This is a genomic window from Streptomyces fractus (assembly GCF_049844455.1).
GTDB classification, from domain to species: domain Bacteria; phylum Actinomycetota; class Actinomycetes; order Streptomycetales; family Streptomycetaceae; genus Streptomyces; species Streptomyces fractus.
On the sequence record NZ_JBMYHI010000002.1, the window covers coordinates 3,840,995 to 3,864,744 of the forward strand.

Annotated in this window: 19 protein-coding genes and 1 pseudogene; 6 read left to right on the plus strand and 14 right to left on the minus strand. The window is 71.9% G+C overall.

What is annotated here, in order from left to right; all coding sequences use genetic code 11:
- Positions 1–97 precede the first annotated feature (97 nt).
- The 7 genes from ACP4E5_RS19120 to ACP4E5_RS19150 form a co-directional block, all read right to left on the minus strand.
- Positions 98–1,159, minus strand: a complete 1,062-nt coding sequence (locus ACP4E5_RS19120; protein WP_425830309.1) for a BMP family lipoprotein — start codon at positions 1,157–1,159, stop codon at positions 98–100.
- A gap of 175 nt (positions 1,160–1,334) precedes the next feature.
- The gene (locus tag ACP4E5_RS19125) at positions 1,335–2,603 is read right to left on the minus strand and encodes an amidohydrolase (protein WP_425830311.1); all 1,269 of its coding nucleotides are present in this window, start codon (positions 2,601–2,603) and stop codon (positions 1,335–1,337) included.
- Positions 2,604–2,765: 162 nt separating this feature from the next.
- On the minus strand, positions 2,766–3,953 hold the full coding sequence (locus ACP4E5_RS19130; protein WP_425830313.1) for a Cmx/CmrA family chloramphenicol efflux MFS transporter: 1,188 nt from the start codon (positions 3,951–3,953) through the stop codon (positions 2,766–2,768).
- 217 nt (positions 3,954–4,170) lie between these two features.
- The gene (locus ACP4E5_RS19135; RefSeq protein ID WP_425830315.1) at positions 4,171–5,196 is read right to left on the minus strand and encodes a hypothetical protein; all 1,026 of its coding nucleotides are present in this window, start codon (positions 5,194–5,196) and stop codon (positions 4,171–4,173) included.
- Between the two features lie 80 nt (positions 5,197–5,276).
- Positions 5,277–6,227: an N-acetylneuraminate synthase family protein gene (locus ACP4E5_RS19140; RefSeq protein WP_425830317.1), complete on the minus strand. Its 951-nt coding sequence runs from the start codon at positions 6,225–6,227 to the stop codon at positions 5,277–5,279.
- Positions 6,228–6,239: 12 nt separating this feature from the next.
- Complete coding sequence (locus tag ACP4E5_RS19145) at positions 6,240–7,556, minus strand: cytidylyltransferase domain-containing protein (protein WP_425830319.1); 1,317 nt, start codon at positions 7,554–7,556, stop codon at positions 6,240–6,242.
- Between the two features lie 44 nt (positions 7,557–7,600).
- Positions 7,601–8,902 (minus strand): DUF6716 putative glycosyltransferase, encoded by a 1,302-nt coding sequence (locus tag ACP4E5_RS19150; RefSeq protein WP_425830321.1) that lies wholly within the window; start codon positions 8,900–8,902, stop codon positions 7,601–7,603.
- 198 nt (positions 8,903–9,100) lie between these two features.
- Here ACP4E5_RS19150 and ACP4E5_RS19155 point away from each other — a divergent pair, with 198 nt between their 5' ends.
- The 4 genes and pseudogenes from ACP4E5_RS19155 to ACP4E5_RS19170 form a co-directional block, all read left to right on the plus strand.
- Complete coding sequence (locus tag ACP4E5_RS19155; protein WP_425830323.1) at positions 9,101–10,078, plus strand: glycosyltransferase family 2 protein; 978 nt, start codon at positions 9,101–9,103, stop codon at positions 10,076–10,078.
- Positions 10,075–11,412, plus strand: coding sequence for a polysialyltransferase family glycosyltransferase (locus ACP4E5_RS19160; protein ID WP_425830325.1), 1,338 nt, complete (start codon positions 10,075–10,077; stop codon positions 11,410–11,412). Before ACP4E5_RS19155 ends, ACP4E5_RS19160 begins: the two co-directional genes overlap by 4 nt.
- Positions 11,409–12,611, plus strand: a complete 1,203-nt coding sequence (locus tag ACP4E5_RS19165; RefSeq protein ID WP_425830327.1) for an acyltransferase family protein — start codon at positions 11,409–11,411, stop codon at positions 12,609–12,611. The genes ACP4E5_RS19160 and ACP4E5_RS19165 overlap by 4 nt, the downstream gene beginning before the upstream one ends.
- A 59-nt stretch (positions 12,612–12,670) precedes the next feature.
- Positions 12,671–13,606 (plus strand): annotated as a pseudogene (locus ACP4E5_RS19170) (FAD-dependent monooxygenase); the annotation flags it as partial.
- 18 nt (positions 13,607–13,624) lie between these two features.
- On the opposite strand, the gene leuE reads toward ACP4E5_RS19170, so the two are convergent.
- Together leuE and ACP4E5_RS19180 are read right to left on the minus strand one after the other, a co-directional pair.
- Entirely contained in the window at positions 13,625–14,281 is a 657-nt protein-coding gene (gene leuE / locus ACP4E5_RS19175) for a leucine efflux protein LeuE (RefSeq protein ID WP_425830329.1), read from the minus strand.
- Positions 14,282–14,390: 109 nt separating this feature from the next.
- The gene (locus ACP4E5_RS19180; protein WP_425830331.1) at positions 14,391–15,971 is read right to left on the minus strand and encodes an acyl-CoA mutase large subunit family protein; all 1,581 of its coding nucleotides are present in this window, start codon (positions 15,969–15,971) and stop codon (positions 14,391–14,393) included.
- Between the two features lie 270 nt (positions 15,972–16,241).
- On the opposite strand from ACP4E5_RS19180, the gene ACP4E5_RS19185 reads away from it, so the two are divergent.
- Positions 16,242–17,063, plus strand: a complete 822-nt coding sequence (locus tag ACP4E5_RS19185) for a L,D-transpeptidase family protein (RefSeq protein WP_425830333.1) — start codon at positions 16,242–16,244, stop codon at positions 17,061–17,063.
- A gap of 205 nt (positions 17,064–17,268) precedes the next feature.
- Here the strand turns inward: ACP4E5_RS19185 and ACP4E5_RS19190 are convergent, their stop codons facing one another.
- The 4 genes from ACP4E5_RS19190 to ACP4E5_RS19205 form a co-directional block, all read right to left on the minus strand.
- Positions 17,269–18,486 carry a hypothetical protein gene (locus ACP4E5_RS19190; protein WP_425830335.1) on the minus strand — a complete coding sequence of 406 codons (1,218 nt, stop codon included), beginning with the start codon at positions 18,484–18,486 and terminating at the stop codon, positions 17,269–17,271.
- On the minus strand, positions 18,486–19,163 hold the full coding sequence (locus tag ACP4E5_RS19195; protein WP_425841467.1) for an RNA polymerase sigma factor: 678 nt from the start codon (positions 19,161–19,163) through the stop codon (positions 18,486–18,488). The genes ACP4E5_RS19190 and ACP4E5_RS19195 overlap by 1 nt, the downstream gene beginning before the upstream one ends.
- 296 nt (positions 19,164–19,459) lie before the next feature.
- Entirely contained in the window at positions 19,460–19,699 is a 240-nt protein-coding gene (locus ACP4E5_RS19200) for a hypothetical protein (RefSeq protein ID WP_425830337.1), read from the minus strand.
- Positions 19,700–19,733: 34 nt separating this feature from the next.
- On the minus strand, positions 19,734–20,330 hold the full coding sequence (locus ACP4E5_RS19205; protein WP_425830339.1) for an RNA polymerase sigma factor: 597 nt from the start codon (positions 20,328–20,330) through the stop codon (positions 19,734–19,736).
- Between the two features lie 270 nt (positions 20,331–20,600).
- Here ACP4E5_RS19205 and ACP4E5_RS19210 point away from each other — a divergent pair, with 270 nt between their 5' ends.
- Entirely contained in the window at positions 20,601–23,078 is a 2,478-nt protein-coding gene (locus ACP4E5_RS19210; RefSeq protein ID WP_425830341.1) for an N-acetylmuramoyl-L-alanine amidase, read from the plus strand.
- Positions 23,079–23,130: 52 nt separating this feature from the next.
- Here the strand turns inward: ACP4E5_RS19210 and ACP4E5_RS19215 are convergent, their stop codons facing one another.
- Positions 23,131–23,700, minus strand: a complete 570-nt coding sequence (locus ACP4E5_RS19215) for a hypothetical protein (RefSeq protein ID WP_425830343.1) — start codon at positions 23,698–23,700, stop codon at positions 23,131–23,133.
- Positions 23,701–23,750 lie beyond the last annotated feature (50 nt).

Here is a 23,750-nt window from a genome sequence, read left to right on the forward strand (position 1 = left end):
AGACCCTCATGGAGACCGTTACCGGTCCGTACTGCAACCGCGCCCCGGCTTCGTCGTGGAAGCCGGGGCGCGGCGCGTGTGCGGGGCGCGGTGCCGGTTACGGCTTCGTCGCCACCTTGATCTTGCCGTCGATGATGTCCTGCTTGGCCTTGTCCACCGCCGTGACCAGGCCGGGGACCTCCTTGTACTTCGGGTTGGTGTCGGTGATGCCGACGCCGCCCGCCTTGAGGTCGAACCGGGTCACACCGGTCAGCGGCTTCTTGTCGTGCACGGACTTGGCGAGTTCGTAGACCGCGCGGCCGACGTCCTTCGTCGCGGACGTCAGGATGTAGTCCTTGTACTTCGCCAGGGGCTTCTGCTGGTACTGGTCGGAGTCGACGCCGATCGCGAACTTCTTCTTCGCGGCGGCGGCCTCGATCACGCCCTGCCCCGACAGGCCGGCGGCGTGGTAGATGACGTCGGCGCCCTTCTCCAACTGGGCCTCCGCGGCCGTCTTGCCCTTGTCGGGGCTGGAGAAGCCGCCCTCCTGGGCGGTCTCCGTCAGATACTGCGTGAGCACCTTGACCTTGGGGTCGGTGTCCTTCACGCCCTGCACGAAGCCGGCCTCGAACTTGTGGATGAGCGGTACGTCCACGCCGCCGACGTAGCCGACGGTCTTCGACTTGGTGGCCTTCGCGGCGGCGACACCGGCGAGGTACGAGCCCTGCTCCTCGCTGAAGACGAGGTCCGCGACGTTCTTCGCCTGGATCGTCGAGTCGTCGATGATGCCGAAGGTGGTCTTCGGGTACTTCGCGGCGGCGGCCTTCACGGCGGGCGCGTAGGCGAAGCCGACGCCTATGACCGGGTTGTAGCCCTTCTTGGCGAGCGAGCTGAGCCGCGCGATCTTGTCGGCGTCGCTCTCGCCGTCGCTGGGCTCCTGGTCGTCGCTCTTGTATCCGAACGCCTTGTCGGACTTGACCATGCCCGCGTACGCGGCGTCGTTGAAGGACTGGTCGCCACGGCCGCCGACGTCGTAGGAGATGGCAAGGCCGAGGTTCTTGTCCTTGGCGTCGTCGCTCGCCTTGTCAGCGCTGGTGCCGCCGCAGGCGGTGGCGGCGAGGGCGAGACCGATGACGGCGACGGAGATGTGCGTGAGCCGGGACGTACGAGATGGACGCATGGTGAGGTGCTCCTTCGTCAACACGCCGTGCAGGGCGCTGAGTTCGGCGGAGCGTAACGCGCGTAGCGTGGCGGGTCAGGGGGTTGTGCGGCGCCGTTATCTATTTGTGCCGGTAGCCCGTTACGTCGCGGTTAACCGCCCCCCGGCCACGGGGCTCCGCCCCGGACCCCGCGCCTCAATCTCCGGCGGGGCTCGAGATGTCCAGCAGCGCCGCCGCCGTGAAGAGTTCCACGCCCACCGCGATCGCGGACTCGTCCACGTCGAAGTCGCCCTGGTGGAGGTCGCGGGAGCCCCGGTCGCCGGGGGGCTTCACGCCGAGGCGGGCCATCGCGCCCGGGACGTGCTCCAGGTACCAGGAGAAGTCCTCGCCGCCGAGACTCTGCTGGGTGTCCTCGACGGAGTCGACACCGCGGCGGGCCACCATCGCATCCCTCAACAGGTCAGTGACGACCGGGTCGTTGACGACCGGAGGCACTCCACGGATGTAGTTGACCACCGGCTTCGCCCGGTACAGGTCGGCGATCTCCTGGATCGCCCCGTGCACCAGATCCGGCGCGGCACGCCACGCGTCCAGGTCCAGACACCGCACCGTGCCGGACAGCTCGGCGTGCTGCGGGATCACGTTGCACGCGTGCCCCGTCTCCAGGCGGCCCCACGTGACGGCAAGACCCGAGCGCGCGTCGACGCGGCGGGCGACGAGCGCCGGGACCTCCGTGGCGACCTTGGCCGCGGCGGTGACCAGGTCCGTCGTCAGATGCGGGCGCGCCGTGTGGCCGCCGGGGCCGTCGAGCGTGACCTCCAGGCGGTCGCAGGCCGAGGTGATGGGCCCAGGACGGATCCCGATGCGGCCCGCGTCGACCTTGGGGTCGCAGTGCACACCGATGATGCTGCGTACGCCGTCGAGGACACCGCACTCGATCGCGTCGGGCGCGCCGCCGGGCAGCACCTCCTCCGCCGGCTGGAACAGCAGCCTTACGGGGTGCGGCAGTTGACCCTTGCGGTGCAGCTCCGCGAGGACGAGCCCGGCGCCGAGCACGACCGTGGTGTGCACGTCGTGCCCGCAGGCGTGCGCCCGGTCCGGCACCGTCGACCGGTACGCGCAGTCCGCCTTGGTGTCCGGGATGGGCAGCGCGTCGATGTCGGCGCGCAGCGCGAGCATGCCGCGCCCGCCGCGCCACTGACCGTCCTCGGTGCCGATGTCACAGATGAGGCCGGTGCCCATACCGAGCAGGCGCGGGGCGAGCCCGGCCTGCTCGAGCCGGGTCTTGAGCGCCGCGGTGGTGCGGAACTCCTGGTTTCCCAGCTCGGGGTGCATGTGCATGTCGCGCCGGAAGGCGACGAGTTCGGCGCGCAGCGCCTCGGGCAGCGCACCCGCAAGTGCGGTGCCCGGCACGGATTCCCCGGGCTTCTCGGCCTCTGACTCTCGGGACTTCAACTGGTTCACCCTCTGAAGGGTAGGGCGATGCAGGGGCCAACTAACCCGCGATCAACAAAAGTTCAGCCTTATTGGGGTAAGAAATATGGCCGCGATGCGCATGTGGATCGCACAGGAAGGGTATGACGTTTCTTTTCGACCTGCATCCCGGCCTGCATCCCCACCTGCACCTCAGCCCGCGACGACGGCCTCATCGGTGGCCCCGCCACCGGCCCTCCTGCGCGCCACTCGTGCGACACACGTCACAACGAACGCGAGGGCCACGAGGAACGCGCTCACCCCCATCACGCCCCGGTACCCGAGCCCGCCCCCGATCGCGAGCCCGCCGGCCCACGGGCCGAGCGCCGCGCCGACATTCAACGCGGCCGTGGCGAGGCCGCCCGCGAGGGTGGGCGCGCCGGACGCAGCGTAGAGGGCCTGCGTGATCAGGGTGGAGCCGACCGCGAAGGACAGGCCGCCCTGGACGAAGGCGAGGACGAGGGTCGCCGGGACGTCGCCCGCGAGGAGGGCGAAGAGGACCCAGCCGAGCAGGAGCGCCGCCCCGCCGAGCCCCAGGATCCGCTTCGGGTACCTGTCCGAGAGCCGGCCCGCCGCGCTGACCCCGGCGAACGAGCCGAGGCCGAAGAGGGCGAGCAGCGCCGGGACCCAGGACTCGCCGATCCCGGTGACCTCCGTGGCGACGGGCGCCAGGTACGTGAACGTGCAGAACGTGGCGGCGTTGACCAGCGCACCGAGCAGCAGCACGGTGAGCAGCCGCGGGCCGCGCAGGGCTCGCACCTCGGCGCGCAAGGAGCCGCGCGGCGCTCCCGGCCCCGACTCCGCCGGCACCGACCGCAGCACGGCGATCATCGCGGGGACGCAGATCAGTGCGACGGCCCAGAACGCGGACCGCCAGCCGAGGAACTGGCCGAGCAGCGCCCCGCCGGGCACACCCGCGACGCAGGCCAGGGTGGTGCCGCCGAGCAGGACCGATGTGGCGCGGCCCTTGGCGTCGGCGGCGACCATGCTCACCGCGGTGGCGAGGGCGACCGCGAGGAATCCGGCGTTGGCGAGCGCCGCGACGACGCGCGTGCCGAGCAGCACGGGAAAGCTGCTGGTCAGCGCGCCGACGACGTGGACGAGGGCGAAGGCGACGAGGAAGCCGAAGAGGGCCGGGCGGCGGGGCCACCGCACGGCGAGGACCGCCGTGAGCGGCGCCCCTACGATCATGCCGACGGCGAAGGCGGAGGTGAGCGCGCCGGCGGCGGGGATGGAGACGCCCAGGTCGTGGGCGATGTCGGGGCCGAGCCCCGAGAGCATGAATTCGGATGTTCCTTGCGCGAAGACGGCAAGGGCGAGCAGGTACAGCGCGAAGGGCACGACGGACTCCGGGACCGTGGAGAGGAGAAGGATCTGGTCGCGGTTCCGGCAGGCCGTGCGGTGGCATGGGTGACAGCGCGCGCGTCAGCGGAGGCCTGGGGCCTCAGCGGTGCGCGGAAGAAGGCCACCGGACGGCTGCCGGTGGCCGGAGTCTGTCGGACTCGGGGCTGGTCACAGGGGCGAGGGTACGCGCCCGGGCGGCCCGGAGGCCACCGGTTTACACGGCCCGCACCGCGCCCCGCGCCGACCCCGAGATCCCCGCCAGGAATCCCTGGGCGTGGTCGGAGACCCCCTGCCGCAGCCACGCCGGGTCGATCTCGCACACCGCGACCTTGACGCCCGTACCGGCGAGGGCGATCGGCAGGGTGTGCACGACGGTCGAGGGGAAGCTGAGGATCGTGCGGCCTATGGGGCCGCGCCGGGCGATCAGCTCCAGGGGGAGATCGGGGCGGACGATCTCCAGGCCGGTCTCCGCGGCGAGGCGGTGCAGCTTGTCGGCGCTCTCGCGGCGGTGGGCGAAATAGCGGGTGGCGCCGTGCGCGCGGGCCAGGGAGCGGACCGCGCCGAGGTACTGCTCCAGGTCGACGACTCCCGTTTCCACCAGGGAGGTTCCGACCATGTCGGCGCCGCGCGTGATCCGGGGCGGGCCGAACCGGGCGCGGGTCCAGGCGTAGTCGTTGGCGGTCACCGTGACGCCCGCGGGGGCCTCGGCCACCGGCATCGACGTGAACACGGAGACGGAGTCGCGGCGGGCGTGCCCGGTGAGCCTGCGGCGGGCGGCGGCCGCGACGGGCCCGAAGACGAGGTCGCGCGGGTTCGCCCTGCCGCCGCGCCGGTGCCAGCGCACGAACCGTTCGCCGCGCACCAGTTGGGCGACGAACTCCATGGTGGCGGTGCCGTCGTCGACGACGACGAGCTCGCGGGCACGGGTGATCGTGAGCAGCAGCTGTACGTAGCGGGAGAACGGGTCGCCGAGGACGATCCGGTCGGCCCTGCGCAGCGAGGGGGCGAGCCCGCCGATCGTCTGGAAGGGCGCGGCCGCGCCGCCGCGGGCCTCCTCCCAGCGCACCGTGTGTCCTTCGGTGCGGGCGAGTTCGGCCATGCGGCGCAGCTGGCCGCGGGTCATCGGGTCGGTGGGCGAGAGCACCACGACGGTCGCGGTGACCTCTTGGTGGTGCGCCCACTCCAGGACGTTGAGGAGCTGTACCGGGCTCTCGACGAAGCACAACGTACTGCCGGACATGCGGGCCCTCCCAGGGGCGCCGGGGCGGCCGGGCGCGGTCTCCACCGCGCCCGGCCGCCCACGAGTCGATCCGTTGACCGTCAGACGCCCACCGGCTCACCGGCGGCGACGGCGATCTCCGTCTCGGCGACGACGCCCGGCACGCGGCGCAGCTTCTTCATCGGGCCGAGCTCGGACTCGTAGACCTTCTTGACGCCGTCACCGAGGGACTCCTCGATGGTGCGGATGTCGCGCACGAGGCGCGTGAGGCCCTGCGGCTCCACGGAGGCGGCCTGGTCGGAGCCCCACATGGCGCGGTCGAGGGTGATGTGGCGCTCGACGAAGGTGGCGCCGAGGGCGACGGCCGCGAGGGTCGTCTGCAGGCCGGTCTCGTGGCCGGAGTAGCCGATCGGGACGTTGGGGTACTCGGCCTGGAGGGTGTTGATGACGCGGAGGTTGAGCTCCTCGGCCTGCGCCGGGTACGTCGACGTGGCGTGGCACATCAGGATGTTGTCCGAGCCGAGGACCTCGACGGCGTGGCGGATCTGCTTCGGCGTCGACATGCCGGTGGAGAGGATGACGGTGCGGCCGGTGGCGCGCAGGGCGCGCAGCAGCTCGTCGTCGGTGAGGGACGCGGAGGCCACCTTGTGGGCGGGGACGTCGAACTTCTCCAGGAAGGCGACGGCCTCGGTGTCCCACGGGGAGGCGAACCAGTCGATGCCGCGCTTCTTGCAGTACTCGTCGATGGCGCGGTACTCGTCCTCGCCGAACTCGACGCGGTGCCGGTAGTCGATGTACGTCATCCGGCCCCAGGGGGTGTCCCGCTCGATGTCCCACTGGTCGCGCGGCGTGCAGATCTCCGGGGTGCGCTTCTGGAACTTGACGGCGTCGCAGCCGGCCTCGGCGGCAACGTCGATCAGCCGGAACGCGTTCTCCAGGTCACCGTTGTGGTTGATGCCGATCTCGCCGGTGATGTAGACGGGGCGGCCGGGGCCGGCCTCGCGCGAACCGAAGCTGCGGATACGGGAGTTGGGAGAGGTCTGAGCGGTCATGTTCTGCGTTCCTTACTTGTCGAGGGAGTCGAGAGAAGGGCCGAGGATCCAGCTGGCGATCTCTCGGATCGCGCCTTCGCCCCCGGGGACGGTGGTGACGGCGCGTGCGGCGCCGCGCACGACGTCATGGGCACTGGCGACCGCCACGGGCCAGCCCGCGAGGGCGAAGCACGGGAGGTCGTTGACGTCGTTGCCGACGTAGAGCACGCGCTCGGGCGCGATGCCCTGCTCCTCGCACCACTGCTTCAGTGCGAGGTCCTTGCGATCGATGCCGTGCAGGACCGGGATCTTGAGTTTCCGGGCCCGAGCGGCGACGACCGGGTTCACTTCCGTGGACAGGATCAGCAGTTCGAGGCCGCTCCTGCGGAGGGCCGCGATGCCGAGGCCGTCACCGCGGTGCACGGTGACGAACTCCCGTCCTTCGGAGTCGATCAGCACCTTGTCGTCCGTCTGGGTGCCGTCGAAGTCGATGACGACCGCGTCGATGTCCTCCTTGGAGGGAAGCGCCGACTGCTGGTCGAAGAGGGGGGCCAGCGCGCGGGCGCGCGCGAGGTCGTGCGGGTCGTCGATCTCCAGGACCCGCGCGGGGTCGGTGCGCACGAGTTCCGTGCGGCCGAAGAAGCGGTGCTCGTGGCGGCGGAAACCGCTGGTCTCCATGCCGTAGACGGCGCCGGTCTCCAGGAGGTCCTGCGGCCGGTCCTGGCGCATCTGGCGCTGCGACTTGTCGTGGTTGACGCCGTAGCCGCCGGTCGCGGTCTTCCGGTCGGCGAGGACCGCGACGCCGCCGCCCTCGACCGCGGCCTGCTGCACGGAGGTCTGCTGCGGCTCGTCCGCCGCGTCGCGCCACACGAACCCGTGGAAGGACGCGACCGTGAGGGCGCTGTCGGCCCCCTTGTCGAGGATCGCGCCGACCACCGCGTCGATGTCCTCCCGTACGAGGAAGGGGCTGGTGCACTGGACGAGCAGCACCACGTCGACGGCCGCGCCGTGCAGCGCCTCGTGCGCGTCCATGGCGTGCAGCACGGCGGCCTCGGAGCTGGACTTGTCGCCGGCGATGGCGACGGGCCGGGTCACGACCTCGGCGCCCGCGTCCCGCGCGGCGGCGGCGATGGCGGCGTCGTCGGTGGAGACCACGACGTCGGTGACCTGCCGGGTGGCGAGGCACTCGCGCACCGCGCGGGCCACGAGGGGCACGCCGCCGACCGGCGCGAGGTTCTTCGCCGGTACGCCCTTGGAGCCGCCACGGGCGGGGATCACGGCGAGGACGCGGCGTACGGGGGCGGCGAGGCCCGCCTCCGGGGCGGCCTGGACCGTCTCGAGGTCGGTCATGTGCGCTTCTCCTTCAGGGAGTTGGTCGTTCCTCAGAGGCGGGGTCACAGCTCCCCCATCCGGCGGATCACGGGGGCGACGCGCTGCACTCCGTGCCGGTAGGCGCCGCGGGCGGCCCGGCGCACGACCTGTCGCACGGGGCCCGGCTCCCGGTCCGCGGCGGGCGCGCCGGGCAGCGGGGAGCCGTCGGGCGCCAGGTGGTGGCGGGCGAGGATGCGCGGCAGATAGCCGGGGGCGGTGGTGCGGCTGTAGTAGGGCGACAGCGGGGCCGGGTCCCGGCCGAGCAGCTCGGCGACCCGGGCCCGCGCGCCGTCGAAGGCGCTCCCGTACGTGCCGTCGGCGGCGACGCCCTGGCACTTCAGCCATACGGGATCGGGCTCGGGCAGCGCCCCGTCGTCCAGCTGGTCCCAGGACACCAGGCAGCCGGACCCGGTGAAGTGGTGGTTGCCGAGCGCCTCGCGCACGCCGAGATCGGTGAGCAGCGCGGTCGGGATGCGCCGGTGCAGGGATTCGAGGGCGGCGGTGGAGCTGACCGTGACGAGCAGGTCCGTACGGTCGAGGACCTCGCCCATGTTCCCGTACACGAGGCGGAAGTTGGCCGGCAGATCGCGGCGCTGCGCGAGCTTCTGGTAGGGGATCTCCTCGATGTGCGTGGTGTGCTCGCCGGGCTTGCTGCGCAGCTTGAGCAGCACCTCGCGGTCGGGGTGCGACTCGGCGTGCCGCACGAGGCGGTCGAGGAGGTAGTCGCGGTCGGCCGCCGTGTCCGGCACGGACGGCTGGGCCGCGAAGGTCACCGTGTACGGGTCGTGTGCGCCGGTGTACGGCTCGCCGCCGAGGAACGGCAGCGCGCACTCGGTCACCGCGGAGGCGTCCGCGCCCACCCCCTCGTACACGGCGCGGAACCGGTCCGCGTCGTAGGCCGAGTTGGCGAGCACCACGTCGGCGCCGTGCCGCAGGAGGAGACCGTCGGCGAGCTTCTCGTACACGACGCCGACATAGCCGGTGACGACGACGGGGCGCCGCTCGGCTCCCCGCCAGGCGTGGGCGAGGCCGTGCAGGACGGCCTGGACTCCCCCGCCGACGACGGCGAGGAGCACCACGTCGTAGTCCGCGGACTTCATCTCCCGCAGGAATTCGACGGCGGTGACCTCGCGCAGACTGTCGGCGCGTACACCGATCTCGCGGAGCTGGCGCGGGGTCGGGGTGGCCCGGCCACGCAGCAGATAGCCGTCGAGGGCGACACTGTCGGGGGCGATGCGGGAGGCGGTGAGCGACCCCCACTTCCACCGGGTGTCGGAGTCCGCGAGCACGGCGACCCTGAGCGCATTTCCGTTCCTTACTGGCACGCTGGAAAACCTAGGAAGCAATTCCGAGCCGCGGCCCAACCAGAATGCAACAAACGGTTAACAGCACACCGACGAATGGCGAATCGACCCCGGAAACGCCCTGCGCCAGGGCCGGTTCACAGTCCCGCCACGCTTCGTTCACCTGACATCAAGCCACCGGTCAAGACGAATGCCGGGCCGCGCCCTAACGTCACCGTCGTGGTCAAGCTCTCCGTCATCGTGCCGTTCTACAACGTGCAGCAATACGCGCCCGACACCCTCAGAAGTCTGCGAGCGAACGCACGCGACGACTTCGAATTCATTCTCGTCGACGACTGCTCCAAGGACGAGACACCGGACATTCTCGCGCGCGCCGAGCGCGAGCTGCCCGGCGCGGTCGTCGTGCGACACGAACGGAACGGAGGACTCGCGACCGCCCGCAACACCGGACTCGACCGGGCCCGCGGCGAATATCTCGCCTTCCTGGACGGCGACGACTGGCTCGCCCCCGGCTACTACGCCCGTCTCCTCGCCGCCATAGAGGGCCTGGGCTGCGACTTCGTGCGCACGGACCACGTCCAGTGCACGGCGCGGGCCCGCTCGGTGCACCGCTTCCCGCACGGCCTGCGCGACGTCGTCATGGACCCGCGCGCGGCGATCCTGCCCGCCGACCGCTCGACCGCCGTCGACTACGCGTACGCGTGGGCCGGCATGTACCACCGGCGGCTCGCCGACCAGGGGCTGCTGCACTTCACCGACGGTCTGCGCACCGCGGAGGACCGGCCCTGGATCTGGCGGCTGCACCGCGAGGCGAAATCCTTTGCCGCGGTCAGCACTTTGGGCGTCTTCTATCGCCGCGGCGTCTCGTCCTCGCTCACTCAGATCGGTGACGTACGTCAGCTCGATTTCATCCGCGCATTCGATCAGGTCGTCCGGGAAACGGCGCAGGACCGGGACGCCGAACTGCTTCTGCCGAAGGCCGTGCGCACGTACTGCGCCATCATTTCCCACCACTTGGGATCCATCGAAAGGTTCGAACCTCCCGTGGCCCGCACATTGAAGTCGCTCAGCGCGGCCGCGCTCAAGCGCATGCCGCAGCGGGTGCTCGACGACGCGCTCGACTCGATGGACAGCCAGCGGGCGACGCGCCTGCGCCGGCTGCGCCGCCGCCCGGTCGGCGCGGAGGTCACGGCATGACGACCCGCATCCTGCTGGCCTCGACCCTGTACGGCGCCGCCACCCTGGCCGCGGCCCTCGACGCGGACCGGTTCACCCCGGCGGACCGCACGCTGCTGCTGATCGCCAACAACGCGGCGACGCCCGAGACGACCCCCGCCGTCGACGAGATGCCCGGCTTCGAGCAACTGCGGGGCCGCTTCGACGGCGTCCTGTCGTGGAACGAGGCGATCGCCCCCTTCCACCCCGGCAGCTGGTCGCCGCGCACCGACGACATCCCGCTGTGGGAACGCTACTTGCGGCTCCTGTGGGACCTCGGCGACGACAAGGTCGAACTGGCCGTGGAGTCCATCCAGGTCAGCCCGGCGATGTCCGTCGCGCAGATCTTCGCGGGCGCCCCGGTCGACGTGTACGCGGACGGCCTGATGAGCTACGGACCGACCCGCAACAAGATCGACCCGCTGATCGGCACGCGGGTCCGCCGCCTGCTCCACCTGGACCTGGTGCCGGGCCTGAAGCCGCTGCTGCTCACGGAGTTCGGCGTCGAGCCCGAGGTCGTACCCACCGAGGTCTTCCTCAAGGTCCTCGCCGACCTGGGCGACGCGGCGGGCGAACTGCCCCGCCTCCCCGGCGAACCCGCGCTCCTCCTCGGCCAGTACCTCTCCGCCCTCGGCATCCTCAGTGCCGACGAGGAGGAGGACATGCACGTACGGATGATGCGGGGCGCGGCCCAACTCGGCCACAAGCACGTCGTGTTCAAGCCGCACCCCACCGCGCCCGCCCGCTGGTCGCGCGTCCTGGAGAAGGAGGCGGAGCGCCTCGGTGTCGAGCTGACCGTCCTGGAGACGCCCGTCCTCGCCGAGGTCCTCTACCAGCGGATGCGGCCCGTCCTCGTCGTCGGCTGCTTCTCCACCGCGCTGCTCACCGCGAGCGCCCTGTACGGCATCCCGGTGGCGCGCATCGGCACGTCCACGCTCCTTGACCGCCTCACGCCGTACCAGAACAGCAACCGGGTGCCGGTCACCATCGTCGACGCGCTGCTGCCCGACCTGGCCGACCGCACGGCGGTGGAGGCGCAGGAACAGCCGCTGCCCGTAGGCGAGTTGCACGAGCTGCTGCGCGCGGTCGGCTACGCCATGCAGGCCAAGATCTACCCGGACCTGCGCCGCCCCGCCGAGCGCTACCTCGAGTCCCGCCTCGACGACCGCACCTGGCGCTACTTCAAGCGCCGACGACTGACCTCCCTCGCCCTGCCCGGCGCACTCCCGTCCCAGTTCGCCTTCATCCCGCGCAACGCGACGGTGCGCAGGGTCGCGAAGCGGGCCCGCTCCCTGAAGCGGGCGGCCCTCGGATGACGGCTCCCGGCACGACGCTGCCCCCACTGCCCGCGCCACAGACCGAACCGCAGACGAAGGCCGTGCCCGCGCGCGCCGGTTCCCGCCTGTACGCCCTGGACGGGCTGCGGCTGATCGCGGCGCTGATGGTGGCGGCGTACCACTACGGAGGCAGGGACGGCGAGATCTCCCAGGCCTGGGGGTCGTCGCCGCAGACCCAATTCCCGTCCCTGCACGGCTGGTTCGCGTACGGCTGCCTGGGCGTGCAGATCTTCTTCGTGATCAGCGGCTTCGTGATCTGCATGAGCGGCTGGGGCAGACCCCTGCGCTCCTTCTTCGCCTCACGCGCCTCCCGCCTCCTGCCCTCGTACTGGGTGGCGATCGTCCTGGTGACGGCCGTGTTCGCGCTGCCGGCCGTGGTGTACAAGGCGGTGTCGCCGAGCGACGCGCTCGTGAACCTGACCATGCTGCAACAGCCGCTCGGCGTGGACCGGGTCCTCGGCGTGTGCTGGACGCTCTGGGCGGAGCTGCGCTTCTACGCCCTGTTCGCGCTCTGCGTCGTCCTGCCGGGCGCGACCCGGCACCGGGTGGTGCTGTTCTGCGCGGTGTGGACGCTGGCCGCGGTGTTCGCGGAGGGCTCGGGCGAACCGCTCGCGACGCTCGTCCTGATGCCGGAGTACGCGCCGTTCTTCATCGGCGGCATCGGCCTGTACCTGGTCCACCGCGACCGCCGTGACGTCACGGCGTGGGGCATCGTCGCGGTGAGCTGGCTGATCGGGCAGCACTTCGCGGTCGACCGGACGTGGCACGCGCCGAACCCGGACTTCTTCTCCTACCGCTCGTCGTTCGGGATCGTCGTGGTGGTCACGCTCGGCTTCGCGGCGGTGGCGGCGATCGCGGTGGGCTGGACGCGCTGGGCGAACTGGCGCTGGCTGACGGTCGCGGGCGCCCTCACGTACCCCTTCTACCTGGTCCACGAGCACCTGGGCTGGGTGGCCGTCGCGGCCCTGCACCGCCGCGTCGGGCTGCCGTCGTGGGCCACGTTCGCGGCGACGATCGCCCTGATGCTGACGCTCGCCTGGCTGCTGAACCGTTACGTCGAGAAGTGGGCGACGCCGCTGCTGCGCAGATCGCTCAACCGGCAGCCGGGGGCGGGGGCGCCGGGGGCCGGTGGCTCGGCCGGGCAGCCCGTCGGCGCGTCCGCTCAGCGCACTCCGTAGCGCGCCTCGATCCCCGCGACGATCAGCCGCAGCCCCTCCTCGAACCGCTCGTCGTACGCCGCGAAGAGCTGACTGCCCTGCGGGAGCTGGGCGGCGAGGTCCGCTTCGGCGGCGCGCTGAGCGGCATCGCGCAGGACGCGGACGGCGGCCGCTCCACGGTCCGCAGGTCGCTCGGGATCGGCATGACCGGGGAGACGGTGGACCCGAAGCCGATGCTGGTGGCGGACGTACGCCTCACGGACGACGCACCACTTCCGGACACGCACTGGCACGTGTGGCCGAAGGCGCCGGAGGGCCGGGTCTTCCAACTGGCGGCGCAGTTCGCGGACGATTCGTCGACGGTGGACACCTCACCGGAGGCGGTGACCAAGCTCCTGGCGACCCGCACTTCGCTCTCCGAGGAGCACATCGCGGCGGCCAGGGGCTGAACACGAGCGTGCAGGACGCGTACAACCTGGGCTGGAAGCTGGCGGCGGTGCTGTCCGGGGCGCAGGACCGGCTCCTGGACACGTACGAGGAGGAGCGGATACCGGTGGCGGCGGGCATCCTCGGCATCAGCACCCGCATCCACCGCGCGAGCGCCGGGGGCACGCCCACGCGGCGCGGCGGCGAGGTGCGGCAACTGGGCATCGGCTACCGGGAGTCGACGCTGACCCGGGAGACCCGGCCGGGCCCGGCGGAGGACGCGCTGCGACCGGGCTCCGGACGGCCGGCGCGGCGGGGTGCGGCTGTTCGACGTGTTCCGGGGGCCGCACTGGACGCTCCTGACGGTGGGCACGGGCGCCGAACTCCCGTCCCTGAAGGACGACTTCATGCGCACGACCCGCATCCCGCCCTACGAGGCGTACGGCACGGGCGTCTTCCTGGTCCGCCCGGACGGCTACGTGGCGTGGGCCGGGGAGACGGCGGAGGGGCTGGAGGAATACACGCGCACTCTCGTGCAGCCTCACCGCCACGGCACGCCCGTTGCCCCGGGCCACACCCCACGGGCGTGACCGGACCCGCCGCAGGCGTTACACGCTGGACAGCGAGAGCTTCACGGCGAAGCCGAGGAACAGCACGCCGGCCGCCGAGGTCGCGCCCGCCGAGAGGCGCCTGCGGCGGCGGAAGGCGGCGGACAGCTTCGTGCCGCTGAAGATCAGGGCGGACAGGTAGAGCACGCTGGCGGCCTGAGCGAAGGCGCCGAGGACCACGAAGGAGAGGGCGGGATACGCGTAGGACGGGTCGACGAACTGCACGAAGAAGGCGATGAAGAACAGGATCGCCTTGGGGTTGAGGAGACTGATCACGAAGGCGCGGCGGAAGGGCCGCTCCTGGGCGGGCTCCTCCTCGGCGACGCCGCTCTCGGCCGCGAGCCGCTCCTTGCGGGTGCGCCACATGCTCCACGCGGCGCGCAGCATGCCGATGGCCAGCCAGGTCAGATAGCCGGCGCCGGCGTACTTCACGATCCCGAAGATCACCGCGTTGGCCTGGAGGAGGGAGGCGACCCCGGCGGCGGAGAGGGTCATCAGGACGGTGTCCCCGCACCACACGCCCGCGGCCGCCTTGTAGCCGGTGCGTATGCCGCGGCGGGCGCCGACGGAGAGCACGTACAGCGAGTTCGGCCCCGGCAGAAGGATGATGAGGGCGAGGCCCGCGAGATAGGTCGGAAGATCGATGACACCCAGCATCCACCGAGTCTCGCACGGCCGTCCGGACCGCTCGAGCCCCGCCGGCGATTGGGGCGCGGGGTCCGGGGCAGAGCCCCGCGAGCCCGGCCCCGGCGCAGCGAAACGACCGTCAGAACGTGTCCGACGGCACGTACGCCCCCCAAACCTCGCGGAGCGTATTGCAGACCTCTCCGACCGTCGCGCGGGCGCGCAACGCGTCCTTCATCGGGTAGAGGACGTTGTCCTCGCCCTCGGCCGCCTTCTTCAGCGCGGCGAGCGCCACGTCGACCGCCCCCTGGTCCCGCTCGGCCCGCAGCTTCGCGAGGCGCTCCGCCTGCTGGGCCTCGATGGCCGGGTCGACGCGGAGCGGCTCGTAGGGCTCCTCCTCGTCGAGCTGGTAGCGGTTGACGCCGACCACGACGCGCTCACCGGCGTCGGTCTCCTGCGCGATGCTGTAGGCGGAGCGCTCGATCTCGCTCTTCTGGAAGCCGCGCTCGATCGCGTTGACCGCGCCGCCCAACTCCTCGACCTTGTCCATGAGTTCGAGGGCCGCGGCCTCCACGTCGTCCGTCATGCTCTCGACGACGTACGAACCGGCGAAGGGGTCCACCGTCGCCGTCACGTCCGTCTCGTACGCGAGGACCTGCTGCGTACGCAGAGCGAGCCGCGCGGACTTGTCGGTGGGGAGCGCGATGGCCTCGTCGAAGGAGTTCGTGTGCAGCGACTGCGTGCCACCGAGGACCGCGCCGAGGCCCTGGACCGCGACGCGCACGAGGTTCACCTCGGGCTGCTGGGCGGTGAGCTGCACACCGGCGGTCTGCGTGTGGAAGCGGAGCATCAGCGACTTGGGGTTCTTCGCGCCGAACTCCTCCTTCATCACCTTCGCCCAGATCCGCCTGGCCGCACGGAACTTGGCGACCTCCTCCAGGATCGTCGTACGGGCGACGAAGAAGAACGACAGGCGCGGAGCGAAGTCGTCGACGTCCATGCCGGCCGCGACGGCCGTGCGGACGTACTCGATGCCGTCGGCGAGCGTGAAGGCGATCTCCTGCGCGGGCGAGGCCCCCGCCTCGGCCATGTGGTAGCCGGAGATCGAGATGGTGTTCCACTTCGGGATCTCGGCCTTGCAGTACTTGAAGATGTCCGCGATCAGCCGCAGGGAGGGCTTGGGCGGGAAGATGTAGGTGCCGCGGGCGATGTACTCCTTGAGCACGTCGTTCTGGATGGTGCCGGTGAGCTTGTCGGCCGCCACCCCCTGCTCCTCGCCCACGAGTTGGTACATCAGGAGCAGCAGCGCGGCCGGGGCGTTGATCGTCATCGACGTGGACACCTTCTCCAGCGGGATGCCGCCGAACAGGACGCGCATGTCCTCGATGGAGTCGATCGCGACGCCCACCTTGCCGACCTCGCCGGACGCGATCGGGGCGTCGCTGTCGTGGCCCATCTGCGTCGGCAGGTCGAAGGCGACGGACAGGCCCATCGTGCCGTTCGCGATGAGCTGCTTGTAGCGGGCGTTGGACTCGGTGGCCGTGCCGAATCCGGCGTACTGCCGCATCGTCCACGGGCGGCCCGTGTACATCGTCGGGTACACACCGCGCGTGAAGGGATACGAGCCCGGTTCGCCCAGCTTCCGGTCCGGGTCCCAGCCCTCCAGGGCCGACGGGCCGTAAACCGGCTCGATGGGCAGTCCGGACTCGGATTCGCGCGCCATGGTTGTGCCTCCAGCGATGACTTGCCGATGCTTGCCGATGAATTGCTGATTACTTGCCAGTAGTGAACGACCCTCGCGACGGACTGTAGCGGCGGGCGTGCGGCCAGTGGAGAGCCGCGCGCTGGGACCTTGCTCACAGACTTTCCCGCGTTTGCCCCTCGTCATCACATGCCCGCCACCACCTGGGGCGCACGCCGAGTTCGAGGACGTTTCGGCGCGGGCAGCATCTGACGTGACACGAGAGAGCGGCGCGGCAGGCGGGGGGACGTCATGCGGACAGCTGTCCTACGTTCATCGATCGCGGTCACCGGGGTGCTGGCCCTGGTCGGCGGGTGCACGGCCCAGGCGGTGGAACACGGCGGGCGCGCGACCCCGGCACGGTCGTCGCCCGCGCAGAAGGCGACACCGTCCCCGGGCGACGACGGCAAGCCGTCGGCCTCCGCCTCCGCGAAACCCTCCCCCAAGGTCCTCCTCGCCCCGGGCGACAAGGCCAAGGGCGTACGGGAACTACAGGCGCGGCTGCGCCAGGTGGCCTGGCTCTTCACCGGGCCCTCGGGCACGTACGACGCGTCGACCACCGAGGCGGTCAAGGGGTTTCAGGGCAAGCGCGGGCTGCCGCGCACCGGTGAGACGGACACCGTGACGTGGAAGCGGCTGCTGCGGATGACGCACGAGCCGACCAAGTGGGAGCTGTACGCGTTCGGCGGGCAGCCTCCGGCGAAGCCGGACTCGCGCTGTATGAAGGGGCGGGTGCTGTGCATCAGCAAGACCAGCCGCACGCTGGCGTGGATGGTGGACGGCAGGCGCGTGCTGACGACGGACGTGCGGTTCGGGTCCCAGTACACACCGACCCGCGAGGGCGTCTTCCACGTCGACTTCAAGTCTCGCCACCACGTCTCGACGCTCTACGACACCCCTATGCCGTACGCGATGTTCTTCAGCGGAGGCCAGGCGGTGCACTACTCGTCGGACTTCGCGGCGCGCGGGTACGCGGGGGCCTCGCACGGCTGTGTGAACGTCAAGGACGAGCGGACGATCGCCAGGCTGTTCGCGCAGGTGAGGACCGGCGACAAAGTCGTCGTCTATTGGTGAGCCCCAGCGGGCGAGGAGGTGAGTGGCGCGGGTGGGACCGGGGGAACGTGTCCCACCCGCGCCAGTGGCACCGAGCCACAGGTACGGGGGGGAACCCGGGCTCGTGCTCGGCCGATGACCAGTCGGCTCACTCTTTACTGCGCCGCGCCGTCCAGAAACGTCACACCTGGAGCGCAACCTTTTTGACCCGTTACGTTTCCGCAGGTCACGGAGTCGCGCCGGCTCCGGCAGTGGAGCCGGCGCTGGGACTCGGGCTCGGGCCGGAGGCCGCGTCGGGGCTGGGACCGGTGCTCGCGCTGGGGCTCGCGGTGGCGCCCGGGTCCCCGTCCTCGTCCTCGTTGTCGCCCTCGTTCTCGCCGCCGCCCTTGCCGCCCGAACCGTTGCCGTTGCCGTTGTCCGAGGCGCTCGTGCTTCCCGAGTCGCTCTTGTTGTCCGTGTGCTGCGAGGTGGTCTCGCCGGCCGCCGCGCCGGAGGTTCCGGCGCGGGCCAGGACGCGGTCGCAGAAGCGGCCGAGGCTCCGCGTGTCCTGTCCGAGGGCCTTCGCGGACGACTCCAGGCGCCGCACGTCCCCGGCGCCGAGTTCCCCGGCCCGGTACTTGCGGCAGGTGTCGACGAGCTTGCGCGCCTGGCCCTTCGCCATCTGGTTGCCGCTCGCGTTCGATCCGGGGCCCTGCCCCTGGTCCTGACCCTGGCCCCGGCCCTTGGACGTGCGGCCGTCGCCCGGACCGGCCTCGCCGTGGCCGCGGGACGGGGAGCCGGAGGCGGACCCGCTGCCGGAGGCGCCGGACGGCTTCGTCGGGCCCGGCACCGCGTGGCCGTCCTCGGTGACCCCCGCGGAGGAAGAGGCGAGCGGCCGGTCGGGGCTCGCGGCGGCGGACACGGACGCGGCCGGCGCCGGGTCGTCCGACTCGCGGAACGGCGAGGGCAGCACCCCGGTCCCCGCGGCGACCGCGACCCCGCCGACCATGCACGCGGCGAACGCGGCGACGGCTCCGAGCCGCACGGGCCGCCCCCAGAGCGAACGCCGCCCGGGCGCGTTCGACACGGGCCGGGCGGACCGGGCGGATCCGGCGGACCGCCGAACACGGCCCGCACGCGCGGATCCACTCGCGGCCCTGCTCACCCCGCCGCTCTCGGCCCCGTTCGCCGCGCCGCCCTCGGTCCCGTTCACAGCACCGTTCGCTGCGCCGTCCACTGCGCCGTTCACAGCCGCGACGGCGCGCGTCTCGCGGAACGCCTTCAACGCGGCGTCCTCACCCGGGAGTTCACCTTCCGGCCCGGCCGGCACCTCGGTCAGCGCGTACAGCGCGGCGGTCAGCCGGTCGGCCCGCAGGGCGGCATCACCGGAGACGGCCGGGGCCTCTCCGCGCAGCAGGCGGTCCGCCGCGTCGCGGTTAAGCCACTTGTCGTGCTCGTCGGCCATCACATGTCCTTCTGCGTCCGCGAACGCGAATGCGTCACACCGGCGGACGTCGCCGTACGGGTGCGGTCACGCCGTGGAGTCGGTACCGCTTCGAGGGAGTCGGCGGCGTTCCCGGCCGCCGTGGGTTCGGCCGCGCCGAGCAGTTCGGCGAGCCGTTTCAGGCCGCGGTGCGCGGCGGTGCGGACCGCGCCGGGCCGTTTGCCGAGGGTCTGCGCGGCGCTCTTCGCGTCGAGCCCGACGACGACGCGCAGCACGACGGCCTCGGCCTGGTCCTGCGGGAGTTTGGAGATGAGCTCCATGGCGCTGCCGGTGGCCAGTGACTCCATGGCCTCGTCGGCGGTGTCGGAGAGGGCGGGTCGGCCGGTGAGCTCGGTCTCGTCGCCGCCGATGGCGGGCCGGCGTCCCCGCATGCGTATGTGGTCGAGCGCGCGGTTGCGGGCGATCCGGGCTGCCCAGCCGCGGAACCGGTCGGCGTCGCCCTCGAACCGTTCGAGGTCCCGGGCTATCTGAAGCCAGGCCTCCGACGCGACGTCCTCCGCGTCCGCGTCACCGACGAGCGTGCGTACGTATCCGAGCAGCCGTGGGTGCACGGTGCGGTACACGGTCCGGAACGCGGCCTCGCTCCCGTCCCGCGCCGCAAGCACCGCGGCGGTCAGCTCCGCGTCGTCCCCCAGCACTCCCTGCCCCTGCCCTGCTCTGGCCGTGAAGCCGTGTGCGCCGTCCGAACGAGTGCGCACGTCCGGCGCGAACCAGAACGCTACGGCCTGAAACGTCCTCGCGTCCATGTTCGTACAACTTGCAACCAACGGTGTCTCAGGGCGGTGTGACAGAAAACGCACCGGCGGCGCTGAGATAAGTACGGGCCGTTCGCGACCCGTAACGCGCGGCGGCCGGGGTCTCTCCTGTGGGGGGTGGCGACCTCGGCCGTCCCGCTTTTCCGGACCGCCGTCACCAACGTGCCGAGACAGCACACCTAGGGTCCGCCCGGGCGCCAGTCGTCGCGCCGGCGGGGCGCCGCGGTGAGCGCACCCGACGCGCGGGCCGCACGGTACGCGGCGAGTGCCCGCCGCTCTCCTTCGGCGGCGCCCGGGGGCGGGGTGGCGCCCCGCACGGCGTCGCCGAGCAGCGCGCCGACCGAGGACCGGTCGACGGCGCGGCCCGCTCCGTCGGCTTCGTCGCCGGGTTCGACCGGCGGCGGGGAATGCGCAGTCATCTCGCCTCCCCCAGCGTGCGCGGCACCCGATCCGTCACACCGGATGCCCGCCCGCTCCGCCGCCCCCGAACTGCCGGGCGAGCCGCTTCAGCCCCCGGTACGCCGCCGTGCGCACGGCTCCCGGCCGCTTGCCGAGGACCCGGGCGGCGGCGGGCGCGTCGAGTCCGACGACGACCCGCAGCAGCACGGCCTCCCGCTGATCGCGCGGCAGCAGGTCCAGCAGCGCGAGCGCCCGCTCGGTGGAGAGGACCTCCAGGGCCTGCTCCGCGGTGTCGTGCCCGCCGGGCAGCTCCAGCACGTCCTGCTCCAGGACGGACGGCCGCGGCCGCACCTTCTGACGGCGCAGCAGATCGAGGGCGCGGTGCCGCGCGATGGTCGCGGTCCACCCGCGGAACCCGGCCCCGCCACCCCGGAACCTGCCGAGGTCCCGCGCTATCTCCAGCCACGCGTCGGAGGCGACGTCCTCCGCCTCGTCGCCCACGAGCCCGCGCAGATACCCGAGCAGCCCCGGCTGTACGAGCCGGTAGGCGACGGCGAAGGCGGCCTCGTCGCCCTCCTGGGCCCGCGCGACGGCCGCGCCCAGCTCCCCGTCCTGCGCCTGCGCACGACGGGGTTCCCCTCCCTGGCCCAACCGGTCACCCCCTGACCGGATCAGCGCCGCCCTCCACAAAAACGTCACAGGGCCCCACGCAGTGACGTACGCCACACCCGTGCAACCTGTGACGTATTTCGACGGTCGTTCGCTGGATAGAGCATCTACCCGCGTGACACGCGGGGTCCATGTGAACTTCATCAAGGGGTGGGGCAATTGAGCCCGCGACATTCGCGAGAAAAAGCGGCGGACGCGCGCAGATCGCACGCGTACAAGCCGCTGAGTCTCAAGCGGAGAGCGTGGATCACGATGGGGGCGGTCGTGGTCGGCGGCGCCGGAGTCGTGTCGTACGCGATGGCCGATCCCGGCACGGAGGCGGCCGGGACGGCCGCGTACCGGGCGGCGGCCGTGCACACGTTGAGCCTGGAGACGAAGGCGGACCGGAAGGTCGTTCCGCAGAAGTCGACGGAGCCGTTCAACGCCGTGTCGGTGACGTGGAAGAACCCGAAGGACGGGATCGACGGCTCGGCCCAGTTCCGGGCGCGGGACGCGAAGTCCGGCGCGTGGGGCTCCTGGACCACCCTGCCGAAGGACACCAACGACGCAGACGGCGCCGAGCGCGAGGGCACCGACATCCGCGGCGGCACCGCGTCCGTGCCGACACGGAGCCCGGCGAACGGCGTCGAGGTACGCGTCGTCGACGCCGACGGCAAGGCGTCAGGACTGCCGTCCGGGATGGACGTCAAGCTGATCGACCCGGGCACGGGCACCCGCAAGGGCGCCCCCGAGCCCGCCGCGTTCACCTCCGACGAGACGCCGCCCCCGGCCCGCCCGTCGACGGTCGTGAAGCCGAACATCATCCCCCAGTCGGTGTGGGGCCCCGGCCTCCCGCACGACGGAACTCCCACGTACGACACGGAGATCAAGGCCGCCGTCGTGCACCACACCGGCGTGGACCTGGACAACCAGATTCCGTGCGCGCAGAGCGCCCAGCGGCTGCGCGAGATCCAGCAGGACCACGTCGCCAAGGGCTATTACGACATCGGCTACAACTTCGTGGTCGACCGCTGCGGCCAGATCTTCGAGGGCCGCACCGGCGGCATGGACCTGCCGGTGCACGGGGCCCACGACTACGGCTTCAACACGGACACCGTCGGCATCTCGTACATCGGCAACTTCGAGTCGGCGAAGCCCACGAAGGCCGCGCTCGACGCCATCGCCCGCGTCACCGCCTGGAAGTTCGGCCAGTACGGCATCAAGGCGACCGACAAGGTGACGCTGACGTCCAACGGCACGCTCGGCCAGGACGGCAACAAGGTCGCCGACGGCTCGACCATCACCCTCCCCCGCGTCTTCGGCCACCGGGACACCAACTCCACCGCGTGCCCCGGCGCGAACCTGTACCCGAAGCTCAGCCGCATCGCGACGCTCGCCGCCGCCCCGGGCGTCTCGCACGCCCTGGCGTCCCAGAACGTCGTCGGCGACGCCACGGACGACATCGTCGCCGGCCTCCCGAAGGGGTCGAGCGGCGGCCAGATCGCCCTCGTGCCCGGCAGCGTCTCCGGGCCCACGGCCACCGGCAGGAAGCTGATCTCGCAGTCGAGTTCGGGCGTGCCGGGCACCGGCGAGAGCGGTGACGAGTTCGGCGCGTCCACCGCCACCGGCGACATCAACGGCGACGGCTACACCGACATCGTCGTCGGCCAGCCCGGCGAGGACGACACGAGCGGTCACTCCAACCGCGGCGCGTACACGATCCTGAACGGCCCGGACTTCACCTCCGGCACCGGCGTCAACATCGACGGCAGCTACGAGCTGACCGACGCCAGGTTCGGCTCCGCCGTGGCCGTCGGCGACTTCAACGCGGACGGCAAGGCCGACGTGTTCGCCGCCTCCACCGGCACCGGCGGCACCTGGAGCGCCCGCTACGGCGACGGCTGGGACACCGACTCCACGATCACCACCACCGAGGACAACCTGTCCTACGAGGACGCCGCGTCCGGCGACTTCAACCAGGACGGCTACGCGGACGTCGCGCTCAACTACCGCGACGGCGACGGCATCGGCAAGGTCGTCTGGTACAAGGGCGGCTCCGGCGGCCTGCGCAAGGCGGCCACGCTGTCCGTCAAGGGCGGCCGCTCCATCGGCGCCGGCGACATCAACGGCGACGGCGTCGACGACATCGCCATCGGCCAGCCGTACACCGCCGAGTCGGGCGCGTACGCCGGCGGCCAGGTCACCTTCGTCAAGGGCTCCCCGGCCACGTCCACGGCCGCGGGCGGACTGACGACGACGGGCGCCAAGACCGTCCACCAGGACACGTCGGGCGTCCCCGGCGCCGCCGAGGCGGGCGACGCGATGGGCGCCTCCATCGCGGTGGGCGACTACAACCTCGACGGCTACGCGGACGTGTTCGCGGGCGCCCCGAACGAGGACATCACCCGCACCTCGAACCGCTCCAACGCCGGCAACTCGATCCTCCTGAAGGGGACTTCGAGCGGCATCACCGGCACCGGCGCGCTCACCGTCACGCAGGACACCAGCGGCGTCCCCGGCTCCACCGAGACGGACGACAACCTCGGCTCCGCGGTCGCCCTGACCGACCTCTCCGGGTACGGGCGCACCGACCTGGTGATCGGTTCGGCGGGCGAGAACACGGGCGAGGGCATGCTGACCTACGTACCGAGCAACTCCAGCGGTCTGGGCCTCTCCTCGACCGAGAACCTCACGAAGACCACGCTCGGCACCCCGGCGACGGCACGCCTGGGCACCAACCTGGCTCCGTAGCGGGCGAGTTGCACCGGTGAGGGCCGTGGGGGCCGCCAAGCCCCCACGGCCCTCACCTTTCAGTCCCCCGCGCGCGCCGCGAGACGGCCGCCCGCAGCACTCTGCGCCCCTCCGTCGAGACGACGAGGGCCTGCCGCAGCCCGCCCGCGCCACCGCCCGCGAGCAGTTCCAGGATCTGGGTCTGGCGGCGCAGTTCGGCCGCGACGAGCGGCGACATCCCGTCGGTGCGGCCCTCGCGGCGCGCGCTCACGCTGGTCGCCCGGTCCTGCGCCACATCGAGCATCCGGTGCACCTGGAGCGCGGCCACCGAGCAGGCGTCCGCCCACTCCCGCCACGCCTCGGTCACCGCCCGCTCGGGCGCGGCCCCGAGCATCCGCCGCACCAGCTCCGCGGCCTCGCCCTCGCCCTCGGCGCCGCTCAGCGCACCGCGCGCCGCCACGAGCCGCGCGCCCCAGTCCGCGCCGTCCTCCGCGAGGCTCGCCCACAGCGGGCGCAGCACGTCCTCCTCGGGATCGCCGGGACCGCCGACGCCGAGCAGCGGAACACACCGGTCGAGGCAGCCGAGCCCACTCGTGGCAAGGCCGCGTTCATCGGCCTGCGCGATCAGTTCCACCAGGCTCATGGACGTAACGCTCCTCCGGACGCGGACCCGGCAATTCCCCTTGCCGCCTA

Bases quoted from the DNA above. Each gene is read 5' to 3' on its own strand.
- ACP4E5_RS19120 (WP_425830309.1), bottom strand. From the start codon at position 1,159: ATGCGTCCATCTCGTACGTCCCGGCTCACGCACATCTCCGTCGCCGTC.
- ACP4E5_RS19185 (WP_425830333.1), top strand. From the start codon at position 16,242: ATGCGGACAGCTGTCCTACGTTCATCGATCGCGGTCACCGGGGTGCTG.
- ACP4E5_RS19135 (WP_425830315.1), bottom strand. From the start codon at position 5,196: ATGTCCGGCAGTACGTTGTGCTTCGTCGAGAGCCCGGTACAGCTCCTC.
- ACP4E5_RS19210 (WP_425830341.1), top strand. From the start codon at position 20,601: ATGGGGGCGGTCGTGGTCGGCGGCGCCGGAGTCGTGTCGTACGCGATG.
- ACP4E5_RS19165 (WP_425830327.1), top strand. From the start codon at position 11,409: ATGACGGCTCCCGGCACGACGCTGCCCCCACTGCCCGCGCCACAGACC.
- ACP4E5_RS19145 (WP_425830319.1), bottom strand. From the start codon at position 7,556: ATGACCGACCTCGAGACGGTCCAGGCCGCCCCGGAGGCGGGCCTCGCC.
- ACP4E5_RS19140 (WP_425830317.1), bottom strand. From the start codon at position 6,227: ATGACCGCTCAGACCTCTCCCAACTCCCGTATCCGCAGCTTCGGTTCG.
- ACP4E5_RS19180 (WP_425830331.1), bottom strand. From the start codon at position 15,971: ATGGCGCGCGAATCCGAGTCCGGACTGCCCATCGAGCCGGTTTACGGC.
- leuE (WP_425830329.1), bottom strand. From the start codon at position 14,281: ATGCTGGGTGTCATCGATCTTCCGACCTATCTCGCGGGCCTCGCCCTC.
- ACP4E5_RS19200 (WP_425830337.1), bottom strand. From the start codon at position 19,699: ATGACTGCGCATTCCCCGCCGCCGGTCGAACCCGGCGACGAAGCCGAC.
- ACP4E5_RS19190 (WP_425830335.1), bottom strand. From the start codon at position 18,486: ATGGCCGACGAGCACGACAAGTGGCTTAACCGCGACGCGGCGGACCGC.
- ACP4E5_RS19215 (WP_425830343.1), bottom strand. From the start codon at position 23,700: ATGAGCCTGGTGGAACTGATCGCGCAGGCCGATGAACGCGGCCTTGCC.
- ACP4E5_RS19160 (WP_425830325.1), top strand. From the start codon at position 10,075: ATGACGACCCGCATCCTGCTGGCCTCGACCCTGTACGGCGCCGCCACC.